The organism is Pseudomonas sp. Leaf58, from assembly GCF_003627215.1.
Classification (GTDB): Bacteria; Pseudomonadota; Gammaproteobacteria; order Pseudomonadales; family Pseudomonadaceae; genus Aquipseudomonas.
Map to the genome: position 1 here is coordinate 3820858 of NZ_CP032677.1, position 19178 is coordinate 3840035.

Below are 19178 nucleotides of genomic sequence, written 5' to 3' on the forward strand. Positions count from 1 at the left end.
TGTTACAGGGCTACGGGCTTAGAGCTGCTGGGTAACGAACGACAGCATCTGGTCGGCGGTGGAGATGACCTTGGAGTTCATCTCGTAGGCACGCTGGGTGGTGATCATGTTGACCAACTCTTCCACGGTGCTGACGTTGGAGTTTTCCAGGGTCTGCTGCAGGGTGGTACCAAAGCCGTTCAGGCCCGGGGTGCCGACTTGCGGCGCACCACTGGCGGCGGTTTCCAGGAACAGGTTGTCGCCGATGGCTTGCAGGCCGGCCGGGTTGATGAAGTCGGCGGTCTGGATGTTGCCGATCACCTGTGCAGCCGGGTTGCCGGCGGTGGTGATCGACACGGTGCCGTCCTGGCCGACAGTGAAGGTTTGCGCATCGTTCGGCACCACCACCGCCGGCTCCAGGGCGAAACCGTTGGCGGTGACGATCTGGCCATCGGAGTTCAGGTGGAAGGTACCGTCACGGGTGTACGAGACGGTGCCATCCGGCTGCAGCACCTGGAAGAAACCACGGCCGTTGACCGCCATGTCCAACGGGTTTTCCGTGGTCTGCAGGCTGCCGGTCTGGAAGTTTTTCTGGGTGCCGACGATACGCACACCGGTACCGACCTGCAGGCCCGAAGGCAGCTCGCTGTCCTGGGTGGACTGCGCGCCTGGCTGGCGCTTGATCTGGTACAACAGGTCCTGGAATTCGGCGCGATCACGCTTGAAGCCGGTGGTCGAGACGTTGGCCAGGTTGTTGGAGATGACCGTCAGGTTGGTGTCCTGGGCGGACAGGCCGGTTTTAGCGACCCAAAGAGCCGGAAGCATTTAGTGTTCTCCTCGTGCGCCTGATTTACGGCACCCGTTCAAATGTGGTTAGCCGATTTGCAAAACACGCGCCATGGCTTCATCGCCTTCCTTGGCCGCGTTCATCATTTTTACGTGCAGTTCGAACTGACGGGACAGCGCCAGCACCGAAGTCATTTCTTCCACGGCATTGACGTTACTGCCCTCCAGAAAGCCCGACACCACCCGCACGTTGACGTCGGCGGGGGCCGGTTGGCCATTGCCGGTGTGGACCAGGCCGTCCAGGCCCTTGGTCAGGCCTTTGGTATCTGGGTTGACCAGCTTGATGCGATCGACTTCGGCCATCACCCGCGGGTCTTCACCCATGGAGCGGATGCTGATGGTACCGTCGGCGCCGACTTCGACTTTTTGCTCGGGCGGGATCGCAATGGGGCCGCCGTTACCCATTACCGGCATACCGTTGCCAGCACGCAGCACACCCAGGGCATCGATGTTCAGGCTACCGGTGCGCACATAAGCTTCGCTGCCATCGGGTGCCTGCACGGCGATGAAGCCTTTGCCGGTCACTGCCACGTCGAGTTCGCGGCCAGTTTCCACCATTGGGCCTTCGCTGAAGTCGGTGGCCGGGCGCTCGGTCATGGCAAAGGCACGCGCCGGAAAGCTGTCGCCGAACACCGGCATCGAGCGCGCCTGCTCCAGGTCACGCTGAAAACCGTTGGTGGAAATGTTCGCCAGGTTGTTGGCGTGTGCCTTCTGCGCTAGCGCGTTCTGGCTGGCGCCGGTCATGGCCACATAAAGCATCTTGTCCACAGTCATCCTCCATTGCACTGGCGGTCGTTTGCCGCTCGCCGTTGCTATGTGGGCTAGGAAGCAAGTTCCGAACCAACTTGTAAAAACCCGTGAAAAGCCCTTGAATACAGGGCCTTGAGGAAACCTCCAGCAGGCCAGACGCCGGATATCCGGCGCCGTATTGCCGCTGGCGGCAAAAGGGCTGCCAGCCTCTTAGCTTGCTTCGCGGGATTCACCTGATTTAGCCGCCCTCTGTGGGAGCGGGCGCGCCCGCGAACACCGGCGCAGCCGGTGCCAGGCACCGCACTGGATGCTTCGCGGGCATGCCCGCCCCCACAGGGCCAGGTGATCGGCTACAGATGATCGCGACAACGGGCATTGTTGTAAGGCCCGGCAAAGCGCTTCCACCCCTCGCCCGGCGACCATTGCGAACACACCAGGCGCCCGTCCACTTTGCTCTCCCAACGCCACCAAGGCGCAGGGCCTGCCTGCACTTGGTACAGGCAGAACATAGCCAGCAATGCGACTATCAGCTTGCGCATGACCTCTCCTGCAAAAACGACGAACCCCTTCACAAGAAAGGGGTTCGCCTGCTTACCGCCAGCCAGCGACCATTAAGCCATCTGGATGATGGTCTGCATGATGGTGCTTTCGGTCGAAATGGTCTTGGCGTTCGCCTGGTAGTTGCTTTGCGCCTTGATCAACTCCACCAGCTCCTGCGTCAAGTTGACGTTCGAGCCTTCCAGCGAGTTGGACTCGATGGCCCCCAAGGTGCCGGTCTTCGGCGAATCGATGCCAGGGATGCCCGAGTTGTAGGTCTCGGTCCAGCGGGTACCACCAACTTGCTGCAAGCCTTGCTCGTTGGCGAAGCTGGCCAGGGCAACCTGACCGATCGCACGCGATTGGCCGTTGCTGAAGGTCGCGAACAAGATACCGGTCGAGTCGATGCTCAGATTGGACAGGGTACCGGTGGCATAACCGTCCTGGGACTGCGACATGCGCGCGGTTTCGGTGTTGTAGGAGGTGGTGCTGGCCATCGACATTTTCATGCCAGCGGCATCACCCACCGCACCATTGGCACTCCAGTTACCCGATGCATCTTCGGCCGCCGGCACCCAGCCGACCATGCTGAAGGTATTGTTGACGACGGTGAACGAGGTGCCGGCGGGGTGACCGGTATTGTCTGCCGTCATCGAGTTGACCGAACCATCACTGTTGAACGCAATGGTGCCCGTCAGTGGCTCGGTGCTGCCCGGGTTGAACGGGTTGCGCCCATCGACCAGCGTGTACATGGTCCACTCGTTGGTCCCGGTCTTGCGGTAGAACTGCTCCATGGTGTGCTCGTTACCCTGGCTGTCATACACCTTGGTCGGGAACGAACGGGTATAGGTGCTATCGTCGGACGGGTCGAACGACTTGTTCGCCACCAGCGCCGGCGAGGTCACGCCCTGGTCCTGGACGGTACCGGCAACACCGCTGGCCACCCAGTCACCCGAGGTAGGGTCCTGAGCAGCAGGCACCCAGCCATCGATGCTGAAGCCACCGTTTTTCACGGTGTACGATGCACCGCTGGGAACACCGGCGGTGTCCGCCACCATGGAACTGATGGTGCCATCGCTGCTGTATTCGATCTTGCCGGCAAGCGGCGTAGTGCTGCCCGGCTCGAACGGGTTGCGCCCGTCGATCAGGGAGTACATGGTCCACTCGTTGGTGTCGGTCTTGCGGTAGAACTGCTGCAGGGTGTGCGGGTTACCGTCGACATCATTGACGGTACTGGTGGTCGCACGCTGGTAGGTGCTCGGGTCCGCCGGGTTGAATGCAGCCATGCTCGGCGGCTTGGTGTTGTCGTACACCTGGAATGGAATCGACTTAGCCGACGAGTTCAGGTTGATACCCTGATCGATCAGCGAGGTTGGCTTGGGCTGCAAGGCCGAGGTATCGATCTTCAGGTCGGTCAGGCCGCTCTTCTGGATCTTGCCATTCGCATCAGCGGCATAGCCTTGCAGCCGCAGGTTATCAGAGGTGATTACATAGTTGTCTTTACTGGCCTGGAAGGCACCCGCACGGGTATAGACTTTCGTGCCGTTGTCCGACAGCACGAAGAAGCCCTGCCCCTGGATACCCATGTCCAGCACATTACCGGTGGTATTGACATCACCCTGGTTGAACTGCTGGGAAATGGCGGCCAGGCGCACACCGTTACCCACTTGGTTCTTGCCTACGCCCAGGCGGTTGGAGCCGGCGTAGACATCGGCGAACTCGGCACGCGACGACTTGAAGCCGGTGGTATTGACGTTGGCGATGTTGTTGCCAGTGACATCCAGTTGTTTGTTTGCCGCGTACAGACCGCTAAGGCCGATATTGAAAGACATGAATTCGCTCCTTTTGCCGCTTTAGCGGGCCTTAGATACCGATGGTTTGCACGTCGGAGAGGGACACTTTGCCAACGCCGGCAAGGTTGAGCACCATTTCCCCGGCAGCGCTGAAGCTGACGCTGGTTACCTTGGCCGGCAACAGCGTGTTCATCTGCACCGACTGGCCATCCACGGTGGTGCTGGCGGTGAAGGTATAGGTGCCCGGGTCGACTTTCTCGCCACTGTTGTTGGTGCCGTCCCAGATGAAATCGGCATAGCCGGCTTTCTGCTCGCCCACCTCGATGGTCTTGACGGTGTTGCCGTCCTTGTCCTTGATGGTGATCTTCGCTTCGCTGATGGCTTGCGGCACGACGAACTGCGCGTTGAAGCTTTCGCTGGTATCGACCACGGCCTTGTCGTTCTGCACCACCACCGAGCGTCCCACCAACGACGACGCCTGCAGGGCCTGCGACGAGGCCATGGCGCTGGTGATGGAACCGACCGACTCGTTCAGCGAGGTAATGCCTTCCAAGCTGCTGAACTGCGCCAGCTGGGCAACGAACTCACCGTTGTCCTGCGGGTCCAGCGGGTTCTGGTGCTGCATCTGGGTGACCAGCAGTTGCAGGAAGGCATCTTTGCCGAGTGAATCATTGCCGGTCTTGGACGCCGTGTCCGTGGTTTTCTTGGTGTTGGTGCCTACACCCGACGCTGCCAGCACGTCGTTGAGGTTCACACCGTTGGTATCGATTGCCATGGTCTGGTTTCCTTATCACTGACCGAGGGTCAGGACCTTCTGCATCATGGCCTTGGCCGTGTTCATCAGCTCGGCGTTGGTCTGGAACGCGCGACTGGCGGAGATCATGTCGGCCATCTCTTCAACCACATTGACGTTCGGGTAGTAGACGTAGCCGTCTTTGTTCGCCGCTGGGTGGTTGGGCTCGTAGCGCGCTTCCAGGGTGCTCTGGTCTTCGACGATGCCTTTTACCTGCACGCCCTGCCCGGCTTCACCCTGGTCTTCGAACAGCGACTGGCTGCTGCCGGCCTGCGCATTCTGAAAGGTGGTGGCAAATACCGGGTGGCGCGCGCGGTAGGTCTGGTCGATGCTCGAAGACACGGTCTCGGCGTTGGCAATGTTGGAAGCAACGGTGTTCAGGCGCGTGTTCTGCGCACTCATGCCGCTACCGGCGATGTTGAAGACACTGGAAAGGGACATGGTCATTCTCCCCGCAGGGCGGAAACCAGCCCTTTGAATTTACTGTTGAGCAAGGTGAAGCTGGCCTGGAAGCCGACGGCGTTTTCGGTGTAGTTCGATTGCTCGATCTGCGCATCCACGGTGTTCTGGTCGATCGATGGCTGCAGCGGGGTGCGGTACTTGAGGGTATCGTCAGCCGCAATGGCCAAGCCTTCGGCTTCGATGTGCCGGCTATTGGTACGGTCCATGGCGAAGCGGCCGCTTTGCTGCTTGCTGGTTTCGGCGGCAAGCACCGAAGAAAAGTCCATGTCACGCGCCTTGTAGTTGGGCGTGTCGGCGTTGGCGATGTTGTTGGCCAGCACTTCGGCACGCTGGGCGCGGAAGCCCAGGGCCTTTTCGTGGATACCAAGCGCCTTGTCGAAGCTGATGCTCATGTCGGGGAAACCTTCAGAGGTTGACCGGAATTTCGTTGAGCAAGGTATAGCAAGGGCTGTGCCAACCGCCGAAAAGGCCGAAAACATGGGCTTGCGAGGCTGGGTGGTGTCAGGGTGATGCCAGAAAAGCGGCAAAGGCCTTCCGCCTGGCGCGGCGAAAGCGGCAATTACCAGGCGGCAAAAGCGGCAATACAAAAAATTGACGTCAGCTGTTCCTGCTGTCGCCTCTTCGCGGGTGAACCCGCCTCCACAGGGCTTTGTGCATGACCTGAAGGCGGCACGGCACCCGCGAAGAGGCCACCACAGGCAAACAAAAAGGCCGGCAACTGTCACTGCCGGCCTTCTGGTTTACTTGGCCTGGTAGATGATCCCCGGGCTGCACTGCACCATCTGGTAATGGTCCGGCAAACCATTCAGCGCCTCGGAAGCGCCGAGGAACAGATACCCACCCGGCTTCAAGGTACTGTGGATACGCAACAGGATGTCCTTCTTCACTTGCGCCGAGAAGTAGATCAGCACGTTGCGGCAGAACACCACGTCGAACTTGCCCAGGCTGGCATAGCTGTCCAGCAGGTTGAACGAGCGGAACTCGACGCGGCTGCGAATCGCCGGCTTGACCGCCCAGCGCCCCGGCCCCTTGGGGTCGAAGTAGCGCTGCAGGCGCTCTTGGGACAGGCCGCGGGCAATTGCCAGGCTGTCATACTCGCCGGTCTTGCAGTTGGTCAGCATGGTGCCGGACAGGTCGGTGGCAACGATCTGCGCCCCCATCTTCAGCTGGCCGAGGTTGCTGCGCTCGAACTCGTCGATGGCCATCGAGATGGAGTACGGCTCCTGCCCCGAAGAACAGGCGGCCGACCACATGCGCAGGCGCTGGCCGGGGTTGTTGCGAATGAACTCCGGAATGACCTTGTTCTTCAGCACTTCGAACGGGTAGGTATCGCGAAACCACAGGGTCTCATTAGTGGTCATGGCATCTACCACCTGCTCACGCAAGCCGCCACGCGGCTGGGCCTGAATGCGCTGCACCAGCTCGCCCAGGCTCTTGATACCCTGTTGTTCCATCAGCTTGTTGAGACGGCTGGACACCAGATACTGCTTATTCTCGCCCAGCAGGATGCCACAGGCTTTCTCCAGGAAGACCCGGAACTGTTCGAAATCTAAATTACCCGTAGACACTACTGCCGCCTCTTTTAAATCACTGGTGCCGGGGCATGCCCCGGCTGCTTCAATGCGCTGCCTTGATCCGGTCGACTACCCGCTGGGCCAGGTCGTCCGGCTTGAACTTGGCCAGGAAGTCATCGGCGCCGACCTTCTTGACCATCGCCTGGTTGAACACCCCGGAAAGCGAAGTATGCAGGCAGATGTGCAATTTTTGCATGCGCGGATCGCTGCGGATCTCCGCCGTTAGCGTGTAGCCGTCCATTTCCGGCATTTCAATGTCCGAGATCATCATCAGGAACTCTTCTTCCGGCTTCTTGCCCTCGTCCACCAGCTGGCGCAGGTAGTTCAGGGCCTGACGGCCATCGTTGAGCGCCACCACCTCCACCCCTACGGTCTGCAGGCAACGGCTGACCTGCTTGCGCGCCACCGACGAGTCGTCGACGGTCAGCACCCGCAGCAGCACGGCTTTGTCCTGCACCTCGGCGTCGATCACTCCAGCCGATACCGACTCCGACGACGGCGACACTTCGGCCAGCACCTTCTCCACGTCGATGATCTCGACCATGCGCTTGTCCACCCGCGTAACCGCCGTCAGGTAGTGGTCGCGGCCAGTGCCCTTGGGTGGCGGATGGATTTCTTCCCAGTTCATGTTGACGATGCGCTCTACCGAATGCACCAAAAAGCCCTGGGTCTTGGTGTTGTACTCGGTGATGATCACGAAACTTTTACGCGTTTCTTCCTGCAGCGGCCGCAACCCGGTGGCCATCGACAAGTCGAGGATCGGGATAGTCGCCCCGCGAATGTTGGCAACGCCGCGCACCACCGGGTGCGCCTTGGGCAGCAGGGTCAGCGCAGGGCATTGCAGCACTTCCCTGACCTTGAATACGTTGATGCCGTAAAGCTGTTCGCCATTGAGGCGGAACAGCAACAATTCCAGGCGATTCTGCCCGACCAGCTGCGTGCGCTGGTTGACCGAATCCATAACACCCGCCATGCCAGACTCCTTAACCTTTCAGCCTTTCGTTGCAACTCAAGTAGCGAGTCGGCACGGGCTTTGCTTTTTTGAGGGTCATGTACACGAAAACGACATTTTCCCGACGATTGACACGCCTGCTGACGGGCTCGCTGGCCACGCTGTGCCTGCTGGCGCCCGGCGTTCGCACGGTAGCGGACGCGTTTACCTTGCCTGAACAGCTTATCGGTGTCACCCAAGGGTTTCTTGAATTCACCGTCGAAGATTACTTGGCAACCACCCACACCGCCGCCCGCTACGAGATCCAGGTCAACCCGTTGGACCCGCGCTTGCGCATGCCGCTGTGCAGCCAGCAGCTGGACGCCTCGCTGGAAAGCCCGGCCCAGCCGTTGGGCCGAGTGACGGTCAAGGTGCGCTGCGCAGGCACGGCACCGTGGACCGTGTTCGTGCCGGCTACCGTGCGGCTGTTCCGGGATGTGGTGGTGATGACCCGCCCACTCAAGCGCGACAACGTGGTGGGCGAAGGCGACGTGGCCTTGCGCGAGCGCGACGTCGGCACCCTGGGCCAGGGGTTTCTGACCGAGCTGGACCAAGCGGTGGGCATGAAGATGCTGCGGCCCACGGTGATCGACCAGGTGCTTACCCCGCAGCACCTGGAACAGGCCGAGGTCGTGCGCAAGGGCGACCACGTGGTGATCATCGCCCGCAGCGGCAGCCTGAGCGTGCGCATGCCCGGCGAAGCACTGAGCAAGGGCGGCCTCAGCGAGCAGATCCGAGTACGCAACCTCAACTCCAAGCGGGTGGTCAAGGCCCGGGTAACCGGGCCCGGCCAGGTCGAGGTGAGCATGTAGCCACAAGGATTGCACTGGCGATGAGGAAGCGCTTTTCCTAAACTGTGTCAGAAACGGGTTCGCGAGCTTGCTGACAGGCGGCTGTGCATTTGTGCCTAAAGTTTTTTTCGGGTTGGCCGAAAACAAGGCAAGCGTCCAAATACCCAGAGGTTTCTGATCATGGTCATCGACTTCAGTCGTTTAAATAACTCTCCGTCCGTCACGGGCGGCGTGCGCAGCACCAGCGCGCCCGGCAGCGCCGAAAAACCGGCAGCCAGCCAGGACGCGGTGAAAGACACCAGCGCCAGCGGAGAAGCGGTACACCTCAGCCAAGAGGCCCAGCAGTTGCAGAAGATCAGCGAGAAGCTGCGCGACGAACCGGTGGTCAACAGCGCCCGTGTGGCCCAGTTGAAACAGGCAATCGCCGACGGCAGCTACCAGGTCGATGCCGGCCGGGTCGCCAGCAAACTGCTCGATTTCGAAGCCCAGCGCTGACCGTTCGGCGCGCTGACTTCATGGACGCTAGAAAAACCAAGAGTTAGCCATGCACGACATCACCTTGCTGCAACTGATCGAAGACGACATTGCCCCGATGCAAGAACTGCTCGATCTCTTGCAGAAAGAGGCCGTTGCACTGCATGGCCGCGACATGGCGCCACTGGAGAACATCCTGGCCCGCAAGCAGTCTTTGATCGTGCTGCTGGAGCAGCAAGGCCTGCGCCGTAACAACCTGCTCACCAGCCTTGGCCTGAGCGCCAATCGCGCCGGGGTAGAGGCCGTGGCAGCACAATCGCCGAACGGCGAACTGCTACTGCAGCAGCTCGACGTGATCAGCCAGTTGATGCAGGCCTGCCAACAGCTCAATGAGACCAACGGCCGGATCATCCAGGTGCAGCAACACGTCACCAGCAATCAGGTCAGAATCCTCATGGGCGGCGATTCACCCTCGCTCTATGACAGCCGCGGCAGCACCTCGCCGCTGGCCAAGCCACGGGCCCTCAGCCAAGTGTGATTTTTCTATTAAGGCACGGAACATACTGGCAAAATGCCGTTACTTGCGTGTGTTGCTTTTGCCTGGAGAACGATAAGCCGTGTTCAATGAATCCGATGCCCCGCAACCGCCAAAGGTGCTGAACACCCCTTTGGAAATTGCGGCCAACTTGCGGCAACTGCAGGAAAGCCACGACCCGCTGATCATCACCTTCCATGACCGCAGCCAGCGCTTCCAGAGCTATGTGGTGCATGTAGACCGTGACAGCAACACCCTGGCGCTGGACGAGATGATCCCACGCGACGGCGAGAAGTTCATCGAGAACGGCGAACACTTCCGTGTCGAAGGCTTTCATGATGGTGTGCGCATCGCCTGGGAATGCAACCACGCGCTGAAGATCAGCGAAGTCGACGGCCACCGCTGCTACCGCGGCGCCATGCCCGTGGAGATGACCTACCACCAGCGCCGCAACGCCTTCCGTGCCGCACTGAAGCTGTCGCAGCTGGTCGATATCATCCTCGATGGCGCCCACCTCAAAGGCAACGGCGCGCTGCGCGGCAAGCTGCTGGACATTTCGGCCACCGGTTGCAAATTGCGCTTCGAGGGCAATGTCGAGGAGCGCCTGCAACTGGGCCAGGTGTACGAGCGCTTCAAGGCCAGCAACCCGCTGGGCCTGGTCGACACCATGGTCGAGTTGCGTCACCTGCACTATGAAGAGCGGATCAACACCACCTTTGCCGGTGTGCGCTTCCATAACCTCAGTGGGCAGGCACAGCGCAAGATCGAAAGCTTTGTGTACCAGTTGCAGCGTGAGGCGCGGCGGTTCGACAAGGACGATTATTGATCGTCGGCTCAATAATGCAAAAACGCCACCTATCGAGGTGGCGTTTTTGTTTGTGCTGTTCCTGTGCTGGCCTCTTCGCGGGCAAGCCCGCTCCTACAAGGGCGGCGCTATCGTCAGGCTTGCTCGGGACCCTGTGGGAGCGGGCTTACTCGCACAGAGGCCGGTACAGGTTTACACCGATTTGCTGACCTCACCTTCCGGCTCAGGCTCTTTTTCAGCCCCCTTCTCTTCCGCCTCGGTATCCTCCGCCGCCACCGGCGCCTGCATCATGTCCTGCACTGTCTGCTCATCCACCCGTGGGTCCAGCGCCGCCGACAACGGCGAACCGGCCGCCGGCATCGCCACGTGGCCCAGCGGCGCGTCCTGCACTTGGTGCAGCCCGGTCACCGCCTTCGGCCGGATGCGCCATACCAGCACCAGCGCGAAGAACACGAAGAAGGCATACAGCATTTGTGCGCCCAACACTTTCATCAGCACACCCGCCGCCAGCGGCCCGATGCACGCGCCCACGCCATAGGTCACCAGCAGCATCGCCGTCAGCGACACCCGCCGCTCGCTTTCCACATGGTCGTTGGAAAACGCCACCGCCAGCGGGTACAGGCAGAACTGCAACAGCGAAATCAGGAAGCCGATGCCGAACAGCAACTCCAACGGCACACTGGGCAGTATCGCCAACGGGGCAGCGGCCAAGGCCAAGCCTATTGCCACGCTGCGGATCAGCACCGCACGGTCGTAGCGGTCGGATAACCACCCCAACGGCCACTGCACCAACAAGCCGGCGAAAATACAGCTACCCATGAACAGACCAATCTGCTCAGTCGTCATGCCTTGACTGGACGCATACAAGGGCGCCAGGCCATAGAACGAGCCAACGATCAACCCCGAACCCAGCACCGTGCTGAGCGACTGCGGCACGCGCTTGATGAAGAATTTCGGCTCCATCGGCGCCGGCCGCAGCGGCGCCGGGTGAATGCGCCGAGTCATCGCCACCGGCACCAGGCACAGGGCAAAGCACATCGCTACCAACATCAGCAGTTCAGGGCCGAGTTGCGGGTGCACCACCAGGATCAATTGGCCGAGCACCAACCCCAGGTACGAGGCAATCATGTAGCCGCTGAACACCGCGCCACGGTGCTTCACGTCGGCTTGCTCGTTCAGCCAGCTTTCGATCACCATGTACTGGCACATCATCCCCAGGCCAACGATGATCCGCAGCCCGACCCAGGCTGGCAGCCAATTGGTCATGCCATGGCCGAGCACCGCAGCACAGACGATACCGGCGCAGGTGGCATAGGCGCGGATGTGCCCGACCCGGCCAATCAGCCGGTGGCCGACCTTGCCGCCGACCGCCAAGCCAAAGTAGTTGGCCGCCATCAACGCACCTACCCACAGGCTATCGACATGGTCGGCCGCCAGGCGCAGGGCCAGGTAGGTACTGAGCAGGCCTGAGCCGATCAACATCATCAGCGCGGCGAAATACAACGACTGAAAAGGCTTCCATACATTTCGCATACGTCCCGTGAAGCTCCCTGGTCAGGTGGCGGTTGGGTGCTAGCAGCATAAGGGTAAAAACCGCCTGGTGCAGGCCCCCGGTTGCGATTTAGGGCTAGGAGGGCGCACCCGGTGTCGGTCGTGTCGCGATCAGGCTTGTGCCGCCAGCACCCGGCGTTCCCACGGTGTGATTTCGTCGAAGAAATCGGTCAGTTCCAGGGTCTTGCTGGCGATGTAGCCTTCGATGAACTCGCTGCCGAACAGTTCCCGCGCCAGCGTGCTGTGCTTGAGCCGCTCCAGCGCGGCATGCAGGGTGCACGGCAGGCTCAAGTGCTCCGGCACCTGGAATTCACCCTGGATGGCCGGTGATGGCTGCAAGCGCTGCTCGATGCCATGCAGCCCGGCGGCCAGGCTGGCAGCGATGGCCAGGTACGGGTTGGCATCGGCGCCCGGTAGGCGGTTTTCCACCCGCCGGGCTACCGGCGCGCTGGCCGGGATGCGCAGGCCTGCGGCACGGTTGTCCTCGGACCAGCAGGCATTGTTCGGCGAAGCATAGGGGTGACACAGGCGCTGGTAAGAATTGACGTTGGGCGCGAACAGCGCAGTGAAGTCGGCCATGCACGCTTGCAGGCCACCGATGAAATGGTGAAAGGTTGCAGTGGGCAAGCCTTGCTCGTCGCTGAACACGTTCCGCCCGCTGCCTACCTCCACCAGGCTCTGGTGAATGTGCATGGAGCTGCCGGGTGTGCGCGCCAGCGGTTTGGCCATGCACACCACGCTCAGGCCATGCTTGAGCGCCACTTCCTTGAGCAGGTGCTTGAACAGGAACGTCTGGTCGGCCAACAGCAACGGGTCGCCGTGCAGCAAGTTGATCTCGAACTGGCTAACGCCCATTTCGTGCATGAAGGTGTCGCGCGGCAGGCCGAGCGCGGCCATGCACTGGTACACCTCCTTGAAGAACGGGCGCAGGCCGTTGTTGGAGCTGACACTGAACGCCGAATGGCCGAGTTCACGGCGGCCATCGCTGCCAACCGGTGGCTGAAACGGCTGCTGCGGGTCGCTGTTGGGGGCAAAGACGAAGAACTCGAGCTCGGTCGCCACCACCGGTGCCAGGCCCAGCGCCGCGTAACGGGCGATCACCGCCTTGAGCTGGCCACGGGTGGACAATGCCGAAGGCCGGCCATCGAGCTCGTTGGCGTCACAAATGGCCAGCGCTCGGCCGTCGCTGCTCCAGGGCAGGCGGTGAACCTGGCTCGGCTCGGGCACCAGCGCCAGGTCGCCATCGTCACTGCCATAGTACTTCGCCGGCGGGTAACCACCCATGATGCATTGCAACAACACCCCCCTGGCCATCTGCAGGCGGCGGCCTTCGAGGAAGCCTTCGGCGGTCATCACCTTGCCCCGGGGGACGCCATTGAGGTCGGGGGTGACGCATTCGATTTCATCGATGCCCTGGAGCTGAGCGGTGCTCATGACGCTTGTCCTTGTTGTTATAGCCTGACAACAACATAGGCTGGCGGTGTTTAAAATATCAAGCACCCTCTTTGGTGCCTGTGCTGGCCCTTTCGCGGGTCAACCCGCTCCTACAGCTGCGGCGCAGTATTCGAAGCCTGTCGGCCCCTGTAGGAGCGGGTTTACCCGCGAAAGGGCCCGCACAGGAGATCGCTATTCGTGCAAGGTCATGCCATTGGCTGGCAATGGCAAGGCAGTCTTGTAACGCACCTGCTTCAAGGCAAAGCTCGACCGTATGTTGGCCACCCCCGGCAAGCGCGTCAGGTAGTCGAGAAAGCGCTCCAGCGCCTGGATGCTCGGCAACAGCACCCGCAACAAGTAGTCCGGGTCGCCGGTCATCAAGTAGCACTCCATCACTTCGGGCCGTTCGGCAATTTCTTCCTCGAAGCGGTGCAACGACTGCTCGACCTGCTTTTCCAGGCTCACATGAATGAACACGTTGACGTCCAGCCCCAATGCCTCGGGCGACAGCAAGGTCACCTGCTGGCGGATCACCCCCAACTCTTCCATGGCCCGCACCCGGTTAAAACAAGGCGTGGGCGACAGGTTCACCGAGCGTGCCAACTCGGCGTTGGTGATGCGGGCGTTTTCCTGCAGGCTGTTGAGAATGCCGATATCGGTACGATCGAGTTTGCGCATGAGACAAAATCACCGGTTTATTGTGTTTATGCGGAATATTTATCCTCCCTGCTGGGTAAAGGCAATCAACTTGAGAGAAAAATTCTCCTGCCGGGCCACTAAGATGTAGGGGACGCTGACTTACCAGTCACAAGCCGGTATTCAGCGGCGGCCGCTTCAAAGCTCACAAAAACAAATACCCGAGCGAGCGTAAAAAGCATGAACGAGTACGCCCCCCTGCGTTTGCATGTGCCCGAGCCCACCGGCCGGCCAGGCTGCCAGACCGATTTCTCCTACCTGCGCCTGAACGATGCAGGTCAAGCCCGTAAACCCCCTGTCGATGTCGATGCTGCCGACACCGCCGACCTGTCCTACAGCCTGATCCGCGTGCTCGACGAGCAAGGCGATGCGCAAGGCCCATGGGCCGAAGACATCGATCCGCAAGTCCTCCGTCAAGGCATGCGCGCCATGCTCAAGACGCGGATTTTCGACAGCCGCATGGTGGTTGCCCAGCGCCAGAAGAAAATGTCCTTCTACATGCAGAGCCTGGGCGAAGAAGCCATCGGCAGTGGCCAGGCCCTGGCACTGAACCGCAGCGATATGTGCTTCCCCACCTACCGCCAGCAAAGCATCCTGATGGCCCGCGAAGTGTCGCTGGTCGAAATGATCTGCCAACTGCTGTCCAACGAGCGCGACCCGCTCAAGGGGCGCCAGCTGCCGATCATGTATTCGGTACGCGAAGCCGGCTTCTTCACCATCAGCGGCAACCTGGCGACCCAGTTCGTGCAGGCAGTCGGCTGGGCCATGGCGTCGGCAATCAAGGGTGATACCAAGATCGCCTCGGCCTGGATCGGCGACGGCGCCACCGCCGAGTCGGACTTCCATACCGCGCTCACCTTCGCCCACGTGTACCGCGCCCCAGTGATCCTCAACGTGGTCAACAACCAGTGGGCAATCTCCACCTTCCAGGCCATTGCCGGTGGCGAGTCCACCACCTTCGCCGGCCGTGGCGTGGGTTGCGGCATTGCCTCGCTGCGGGTTGACGGCAACGACTTCGTCGCCGTGTACGCCGCCTCGCGCTGGGCTGCCGAGCGCGCCCGCCGTGGCCTGGGCCCCTGCCTGATCGAGTGGGTTACCTACCGTGCCGGCCCGCACTCGACTTCGGACGACCCGTCCAAATACCGCCCAGCCGATGATTGGAGCCACTTCCCGCTGGGCGACCCGATCGCCCGCCTGAAGCAGCACTTGATCAAGATCGGCCACTGGTCCGAAGAAGAACACCAGGCCACCACTGCCGAGTTCGAAGCCTCGGTGATTGCCGCGCAGAAAGAAGCCGAGCAGTACGGCACCCTGGCCAACGGTCACATCCCAAGTGCCGCCTCGATGTTCGAGGACGTGTACAAGGAAATGCCTGACCACCTGCGCCGCCAACGCCAGGAACTGGGGGTTTGAGATGAACGACCACAACAGCAGCATCAACCCGGAAACCGCCATGGCCACCACCACCATGACCATGATCCAGGCCCTGCGCTCGGCCATGGATGTCATGCTCGAGCGCGACGACAATGTAGTGATCTACGGCCAGGACGTCGGTTACTTCGGCGGCGTGTTCCGCTGCACCGAAGGCCTGCAGACCAAGTACGGCAAGTCCCGCGTGTTTGACGCACCGATCTCGGAAAGCGGCATCGTCGGCACTGCCGTGGGCATGGGTGCCTACGGCCTGCGCCCGGTGGTGGAAATCCAGTTCGCCGACTACTTCTACCCGGCCTCCGACCAGATCGTCTCCGAGATGGCTCGCCTGCGTTACCGTTCGGCCGGCGAGTTCATCGCCCCACTGACCCTGCGCATGCCCTGCGGGGGCGGCATCTATGGCGGCCAGACCCACAGCCAGAGCCCAGAAGCAATGTTCACCCAGGTGTGCGGCCTGCGCACCGTCATGCCGTCCAACCCGTATGACGCCAAAGGCCTGCTGATTGCCTCGATCGAATGCGACGACCCGGTGATCTTCCTCGAGCCCAAGCGCCTGTATAACGGCCCGTTCGACGGCCACCACGACCGCCCAGTAACCCCGTGGTCGAAGCACCCGCAAAGCGCCGTGCCTGACGGCTACTACAGCGTGCCGCTGGACAAGGCAGCCATTACCCGCCCCGGCAATGACGTGACCGTGCTGACCTATGGCACCACCGTGTACGTGGCCCAGGTGGCTGCCGAAGAAACCGGCGTCGATGCCGAAGTGATCGACCTGCGCAGCCTGTGGCCGCTGGACCTCGACACGATCGTCGAGTCGGTGAAGAAAACCGGCCGCTGCGTGGTGGTGCACGAGGCCACCCGTACTTGCGGCTTCGGCGCCGAGCTGGTGTCGCTGGTGCAGGAACACTGCTTCCACCACCTGGAGGCGCCGATCGAGCGCGTCACCGGTTGGGACACCCCCTACCCTCACGCACAGGAATGGGCTTACTTCCCAGGGCCTTCGCGGGTAGGTGCGGCATTGAAAAAGGTCATGGAGGTCTGAATGGGCACGCACGTCATCAAGATGCCGGACATTGGCGAAGGCATCGCGCAGGTCGAGTTGGTGGAATGGTTCGTCAAGGTCGGCGACATGATTGCCGAGGACCAGGTAGTGGCCGACGTCATGACCGACAAGGCCACCGTGGAAATCCCTTCGCCGGTCAGCGGCAAGGTGCTGGCCCTGGGCGGCCAGCCAGGTGAAGTGATGGCGGTCGGCAGCGAGCTGATCCGCATCGAAGTGGAAGGCAGCGGCAACCATGTGGATGTGCCGCAGGCCAAGCAAGTTGAGGCTCCCGCTGCCCCGGCGGCAGCCAAGCCAGAGCCGCAGAAAGAGCTGAAGCCGGCTGCTTGCCCGGCGCCTGCCAACCACGAGGCAGCCCCTATCGTGGCGCGCCAGCCAGGCGATAAGCCGCTGGCCTCGCCGGCCGTGCGCAAGCGTGCCCTGGATGCCGGTATCGAACTGCGCTACGTGCATGGCAGCGGCCCAGCCGGGCGCATCCTGCACGAAGACCTTGACGTCTTCATGAGCAAGCCACAGAGCGCAGCCGGGCAAGCACCCAATGGCTACGCCAAGCGCACCGACAGCCAACAAGTGCCGGTGATCGGCCTGCGCCGCAAGATCGCCCAGCGCATGCAAGACGCCAAGCGCCGAGTCGCGCACTTCAGCTATGTGGAAGAAATCGACGTCACCGCCCTGGAAGCCCTGCGCCAGCAGCTCAACAGCAAGCACGGCGACAGCCGCGGCAAGCTGACCCTGCTGCCGTTCCTGGTGCGCGCGCTGGTGGTGGCCCTGCGTGACTTCCCGCAAATCAACGCCACTTATGACGACGAAGCGCAAATCATCACCCGCCATGGCGCGGTGCACGTGGGCATCGCCACCCAAGGTGACAACGGCCTGATGGTACCGGTGCTGCGCCATGCCGAAGCGGGCAGCCTGTGGGCCAACGCCGGTGAGATTTCGCGCCTGGCCAACGCTGCGCGCAACAACAAGGCCAGCCGCGATGAGCTGTCTGGCTCGACCATCACCCTGACCAGCCTGGGTGCCCTGGGCGGTATCGTCAGCACACCGGTGGTCAACACCCCGGAAGTGGCGATCGTCGGCGTCAACCGCATGGTTGAGCGGCCGATGGTAATCGACGGCCAGATCGTTGTGCGCAAGATGATGAACCTGTCCAGCTCGTTCGACCACCGCGTGGTCGATGGCATGGACGCCGCGCTGTTCATCCAGGCCGTGCGCGGCCTGCTCGAACAACCCGCCTGCCTGTTCGTGGAGTAAGCATGCAACAGACTATCCAGACTACCCTGTTGATTATCGGCGGCGGCCCCGGCGGCTACGTAGCTGCCATTCGCGCCGGGCAACTGGGCATCCCTACCGTGCTGGTAGAGGGCCAGGCACTGGGCGGTACCTGCCTGAACATCGGCTGCATTCCATCCAAGGCCCTGATCCATGTGGCCGAGCAGTTCCACCAGGCCTCGCGCTTTGCCGGGCCCTCGGAGCTGGGCATCAGCGTGACCTCACCGCGCCTGGACATCGGCCAGAGCGTGGCCTGGAAGGACGGCATCGTCGACCGCCTGACCACCGGCGTGGCCGCCCTGCTGAAAAAGCATGGGGTCAAGGTGATCCATGGCTGGGCGAAGGTTCTCGACGGCAAACAAGTCGAAGTGGACGGCCAGCGTATCCAATGCGAGCACCTGTTGCTGGCCACCGGCTCCAGCAGTGTCGAACTGCCAATGCTGCCGTTGGGTGGGCCGGTGATTTCCTCGACTGAAGCGCTGGCGCCGAAAGCTCTGCCACAGCACCTGGTGGTGGTGGGCGGTGGTTATATCGGCCTAGAGCTGGGCATCGCCTACCGCAAGCTGGGCGCGCAGGTCAGCGTGGTGGAAGCGCGCGAGCGCATCCTGCCCACCTACGACAGCGAGCTGACCGCCCCGGTGGCCGAGTCGCTGAAGAAGCTGGGCATCGCCCTGCACCTGGGCCACAGCGTCGAAGGCTACGAAAATGGCCGCCTGCTGGCCAACGATGGCAAGGGCGGGCAATTGCGACTGGAAGCTGACCAGGTGCTGGTGGCCGTGGGCCGCCGGCCGCGCACGAAAGGCTTCAACCTGGAGTGCCTGGACCTGAAGATGAACGGCGCGGCCATCGCCATCGACGAGCGCTGCCAAACCAGCATGCGCAACGTCTGGGCCATTGGCGACGTAGCGGGTGAACCGATGCTGGCGCACCGGGCGATGGCCCAGGGTGAGATGGTCGCCGAGATCATCGCCGGCAAGGCGCGGCGCTTCGAGCCCAGCGCAATTGCCGCAGTGTGCTTCACCGACCCCGAGGTGGTAGTGGTCGGCAAGACCCCGGAACAGGCCAGCCAGCAAGGCCTGGACTGCATCGTCGCGCAGTTCCCGTTCGCCGCCAACGGCCGGGCCATGAGCCTGGAAGCGAAAAGCGGTTTCGTGCGCGTGGTGGCGCGGCGTGACAACCACCTGATCCTTGGTTGGCAGGCCGTTGGCGTGGCGGTTTCCGAACTGTCGACGGCGTTTGCCCAGTCGCTGGAGATGGGCGCATGCCTGGAGGATGTGGCTGGCACCATCCATGCCCACCCGACCTTGGGTGAAGCGGTACAGGAAGCGGCACTGCGCGCCCTGGGCCACGCGCTGCATATCTGACCGGTAGGAGCGGCCTTCGCGACGCAAGGCCGCTCCTAAC

At 62.0% G+C, this 19178-nt stretch carries 20 protein-coding genes; 8 read left to right on the plus strand and 12 right to left on the minus strand.

Annotated features, from left to right (window positions below; all coding sequences use genetic code 11):
• Nucleotides 1-18: 18 nt before the first annotated feature.
• From flgG to DV532_RS17795, 9 genes are all read right to left on the minus strand, one after another.
• Complete coding sequence (gene flgG / locus DV532_RS17750) at nt 19-804, minus strand: flagellar basal-body rod protein FlgG (protein ID WP_012315556.1); 786 nt, start codon at nt 802-804, stop codon at nt 19-21.
• 48 nt (nt 805-852) lie between these two features.
• Nucleotides 853-1593: a flagellar basal-body rod protein FlgF gene (gene flgF, locus DV532_RS17755; protein WP_056805111.1), complete on the minus strand. Its 741-nt coding sequence runs from the start codon at nt 1591-1593 to the stop codon at nt 853-855.
• 332 nt (nt 1594-1925) lie between these two features.
• The gene (locus DV532_RS17765; RefSeq protein WP_056805109.1) at nt 1926-2114 is read right to left on the minus strand and encodes a hypothetical protein; all 189 of its coding nucleotides are present in this window, start codon (nt 2112-2114) and stop codon (nt 1926-1928) included.
• Between the two features lie 72 nt (nt 2115-2186).
• On the minus strand, nt 2187-3944 hold the full coding sequence (locus tag DV532_RS17770) for a flagellar hook-basal body complex protein (protein WP_056805106.1): 1758 nt from the start codon (nt 3942-3944) through the stop codon (nt 2187-2189).
• 31 nt (nt 3945-3975) lie between these two features.
• Nucleotides 3976-4680 (minus strand): flagellar hook assembly protein FlgD, encoded by a 705-nt coding sequence (gene flgD / locus DV532_RS17775; protein WP_056805101.1) that lies wholly within the window; start codon nt 4678-4680, stop codon nt 3976-3978.
• Nucleotides 4681-4695: 15 nt separating this feature from the next.
• On the minus strand, nt 4696-5139 hold the full coding sequence (flgC, locus tag DV532_RS17780) for a flagellar basal body rod protein FlgC (RefSeq protein ID WP_056805098.1): 444 nt from the start codon (nt 5137-5139) through the stop codon (nt 4696-4698).
• 2 nt (nt 5140-5141) lie between these two features.
• Entirely contained in the window at nt 5142-5552 is a 411-nt protein-coding gene (flgB, locus tag DV532_RS17785; protein WP_056805095.1) for a flagellar basal body rod protein FlgB, read from the minus strand.
• A 348-nt stretch (nt 5553-5900) separates the two neighbouring features.
• Complete coding sequence (gene cheR, locus DV532_RS17790; RefSeq protein WP_056805092.1) at nt 5901-6728, minus strand: protein-glutamate O-methyltransferase CheR; 828 nt, start codon at nt 6726-6728, stop codon at nt 5901-5903.
• A 49-nt stretch (nt 6729-6777) separates the two neighbouring features.
• Nucleotides 6778-7707: a chemotaxis protein CheV gene (locus DV532_RS17795; RefSeq protein ID WP_056805089.1), complete on the minus strand. Its 930-nt coding sequence runs from the start codon at nt 7705-7707 to the stop codon at nt 6778-6780.
• Nucleotides 7708-7784: 77 nt separating this feature from the next.
• On the opposite strand from DV532_RS17795, the gene flgA reads away from it, so the two are divergent.
• From flgA to DV532_RS17815, 4 genes are all read left to right on the plus strand, one after another.
• A complete protein-coding gene (gene flgA, locus DV532_RS17800; RefSeq protein ID WP_056805087.1) occupies nt 7785-8537 on the plus strand; it encodes a flagellar basal body P-ring formation chaperone FlgA in 753 nt (250 codons plus the stop codon).
• A gap of 159 nt (nt 8538-8696) precedes the next feature.
• Nucleotides 8697-9011 carry a flagellar biosynthesis anti-sigma factor FlgM gene (flgM, locus tag DV532_RS17805; RefSeq protein ID WP_056805084.1) on the plus strand — a complete coding sequence of 105 codons (315 nt, stop codon included), beginning with the start codon at nt 8697-8699 and terminating at the stop codon, nt 9009-9011.
• A gap of 49 nt (nt 9012-9060) precedes the next feature.
• Complete coding sequence (locus DV532_RS17810) at nt 9061-9528, plus strand: flagella synthesis protein FlgN (protein WP_056805081.1); 468 nt, start codon at nt 9061-9063, stop codon at nt 9526-9528.
• A 79-nt stretch (nt 9529-9607) separates the two neighbouring features.
• Nucleotides 9608-10351: a flagellar brake protein gene (locus DV532_RS17815; RefSeq protein ID WP_056805078.1), complete on the plus strand. Its 744-nt coding sequence runs from the start codon at nt 9608-9610 to the stop codon at nt 10349-10351.
• 171 nt (nt 10352-10522) lie between these two features.
• Here DV532_RS17815 and DV532_RS17820 read toward each other — a convergent pair whose 3' ends face one another.
• From DV532_RS17820 to bkdR, 3 genes are all read right to left on the minus strand, one after another.
• Nucleotides 10523-11863 carry an MFS transporter gene (locus DV532_RS17820; RefSeq protein WP_056805074.1) on the minus strand — a complete coding sequence of 447 codons (1341 nt, stop codon included), beginning with the start codon at nt 11861-11863 and terminating at the stop codon, nt 10523-10525.
• A 129-nt stretch (nt 11864-11992) separates the two neighbouring features.
• On the minus strand, nt 11993-13234 hold the full coding sequence (locus tag DV532_RS17825) for a glutamine synthetase family protein (RefSeq protein WP_162241144.1): 1242 nt from the start codon (nt 13232-13234) through the stop codon (nt 11993-11995).
• Nucleotides 13235-13507: 273 nt separating this feature from the next.
• Nucleotides 13508-13993 (minus strand): Bkd operon transcriptional regulator BkdR, encoded by a 486-nt coding sequence (gene bkdR / locus DV532_RS17830; protein ID WP_056805068.1) that lies wholly within the window; start codon nt 13991-13993, stop codon nt 13508-13510.
• A 198-nt stretch (nt 13994-14191) separates the two neighbouring features.
• Here bkdR and DV532_RS17835 point away from each other — a divergent pair, with 198 nt between their 5' ends.
• The 4 genes from DV532_RS17835 to lpdA are packed head-to-tail and all read left to right on the plus strand — an operon-like array spanning nt 14192 to nt 19138.
• Nucleotides 14192-15424 (plus strand): 3-methyl-2-oxobutanoate dehydrogenase (2-methylpropanoyl-transferring) subunit alpha, encoded by a 1233-nt coding sequence (locus DV532_RS17835; protein ID WP_056805064.1) that lies wholly within the window; start codon nt 14192-14194, stop codon nt 15422-15424.
• A 1-nt stretch (nt 15425) separates the two neighbouring features.
• Complete coding sequence (locus DV532_RS17840) at nt 15426-16484, plus strand: alpha-ketoacid dehydrogenase subunit beta (protein ID WP_056805061.1); 1059 nt, start codon at nt 15426-15428, stop codon at nt 16482-16484.
• Complete coding sequence (locus DV532_RS17845; protein WP_056805058.1) at nt 16485-17756, plus strand: dihydrolipoamide acetyltransferase family protein; 1272 nt, start codon at nt 16485-16487, stop codon at nt 17754-17756.
• Nucleotides 17757-17758: 2 nt separating this feature from the next.
• The gene (gene lpdA / locus DV532_RS17850; RefSeq protein WP_056805055.1) at nt 17759-19138 is read left to right on the plus strand and encodes a dihydrolipoyl dehydrogenase; all 1380 of its coding nucleotides are present in this window, start codon (nt 17759-17761) and stop codon (nt 19136-19138) included.
• Nucleotides 19139-19178: the final 40 nt, after the last annotated feature.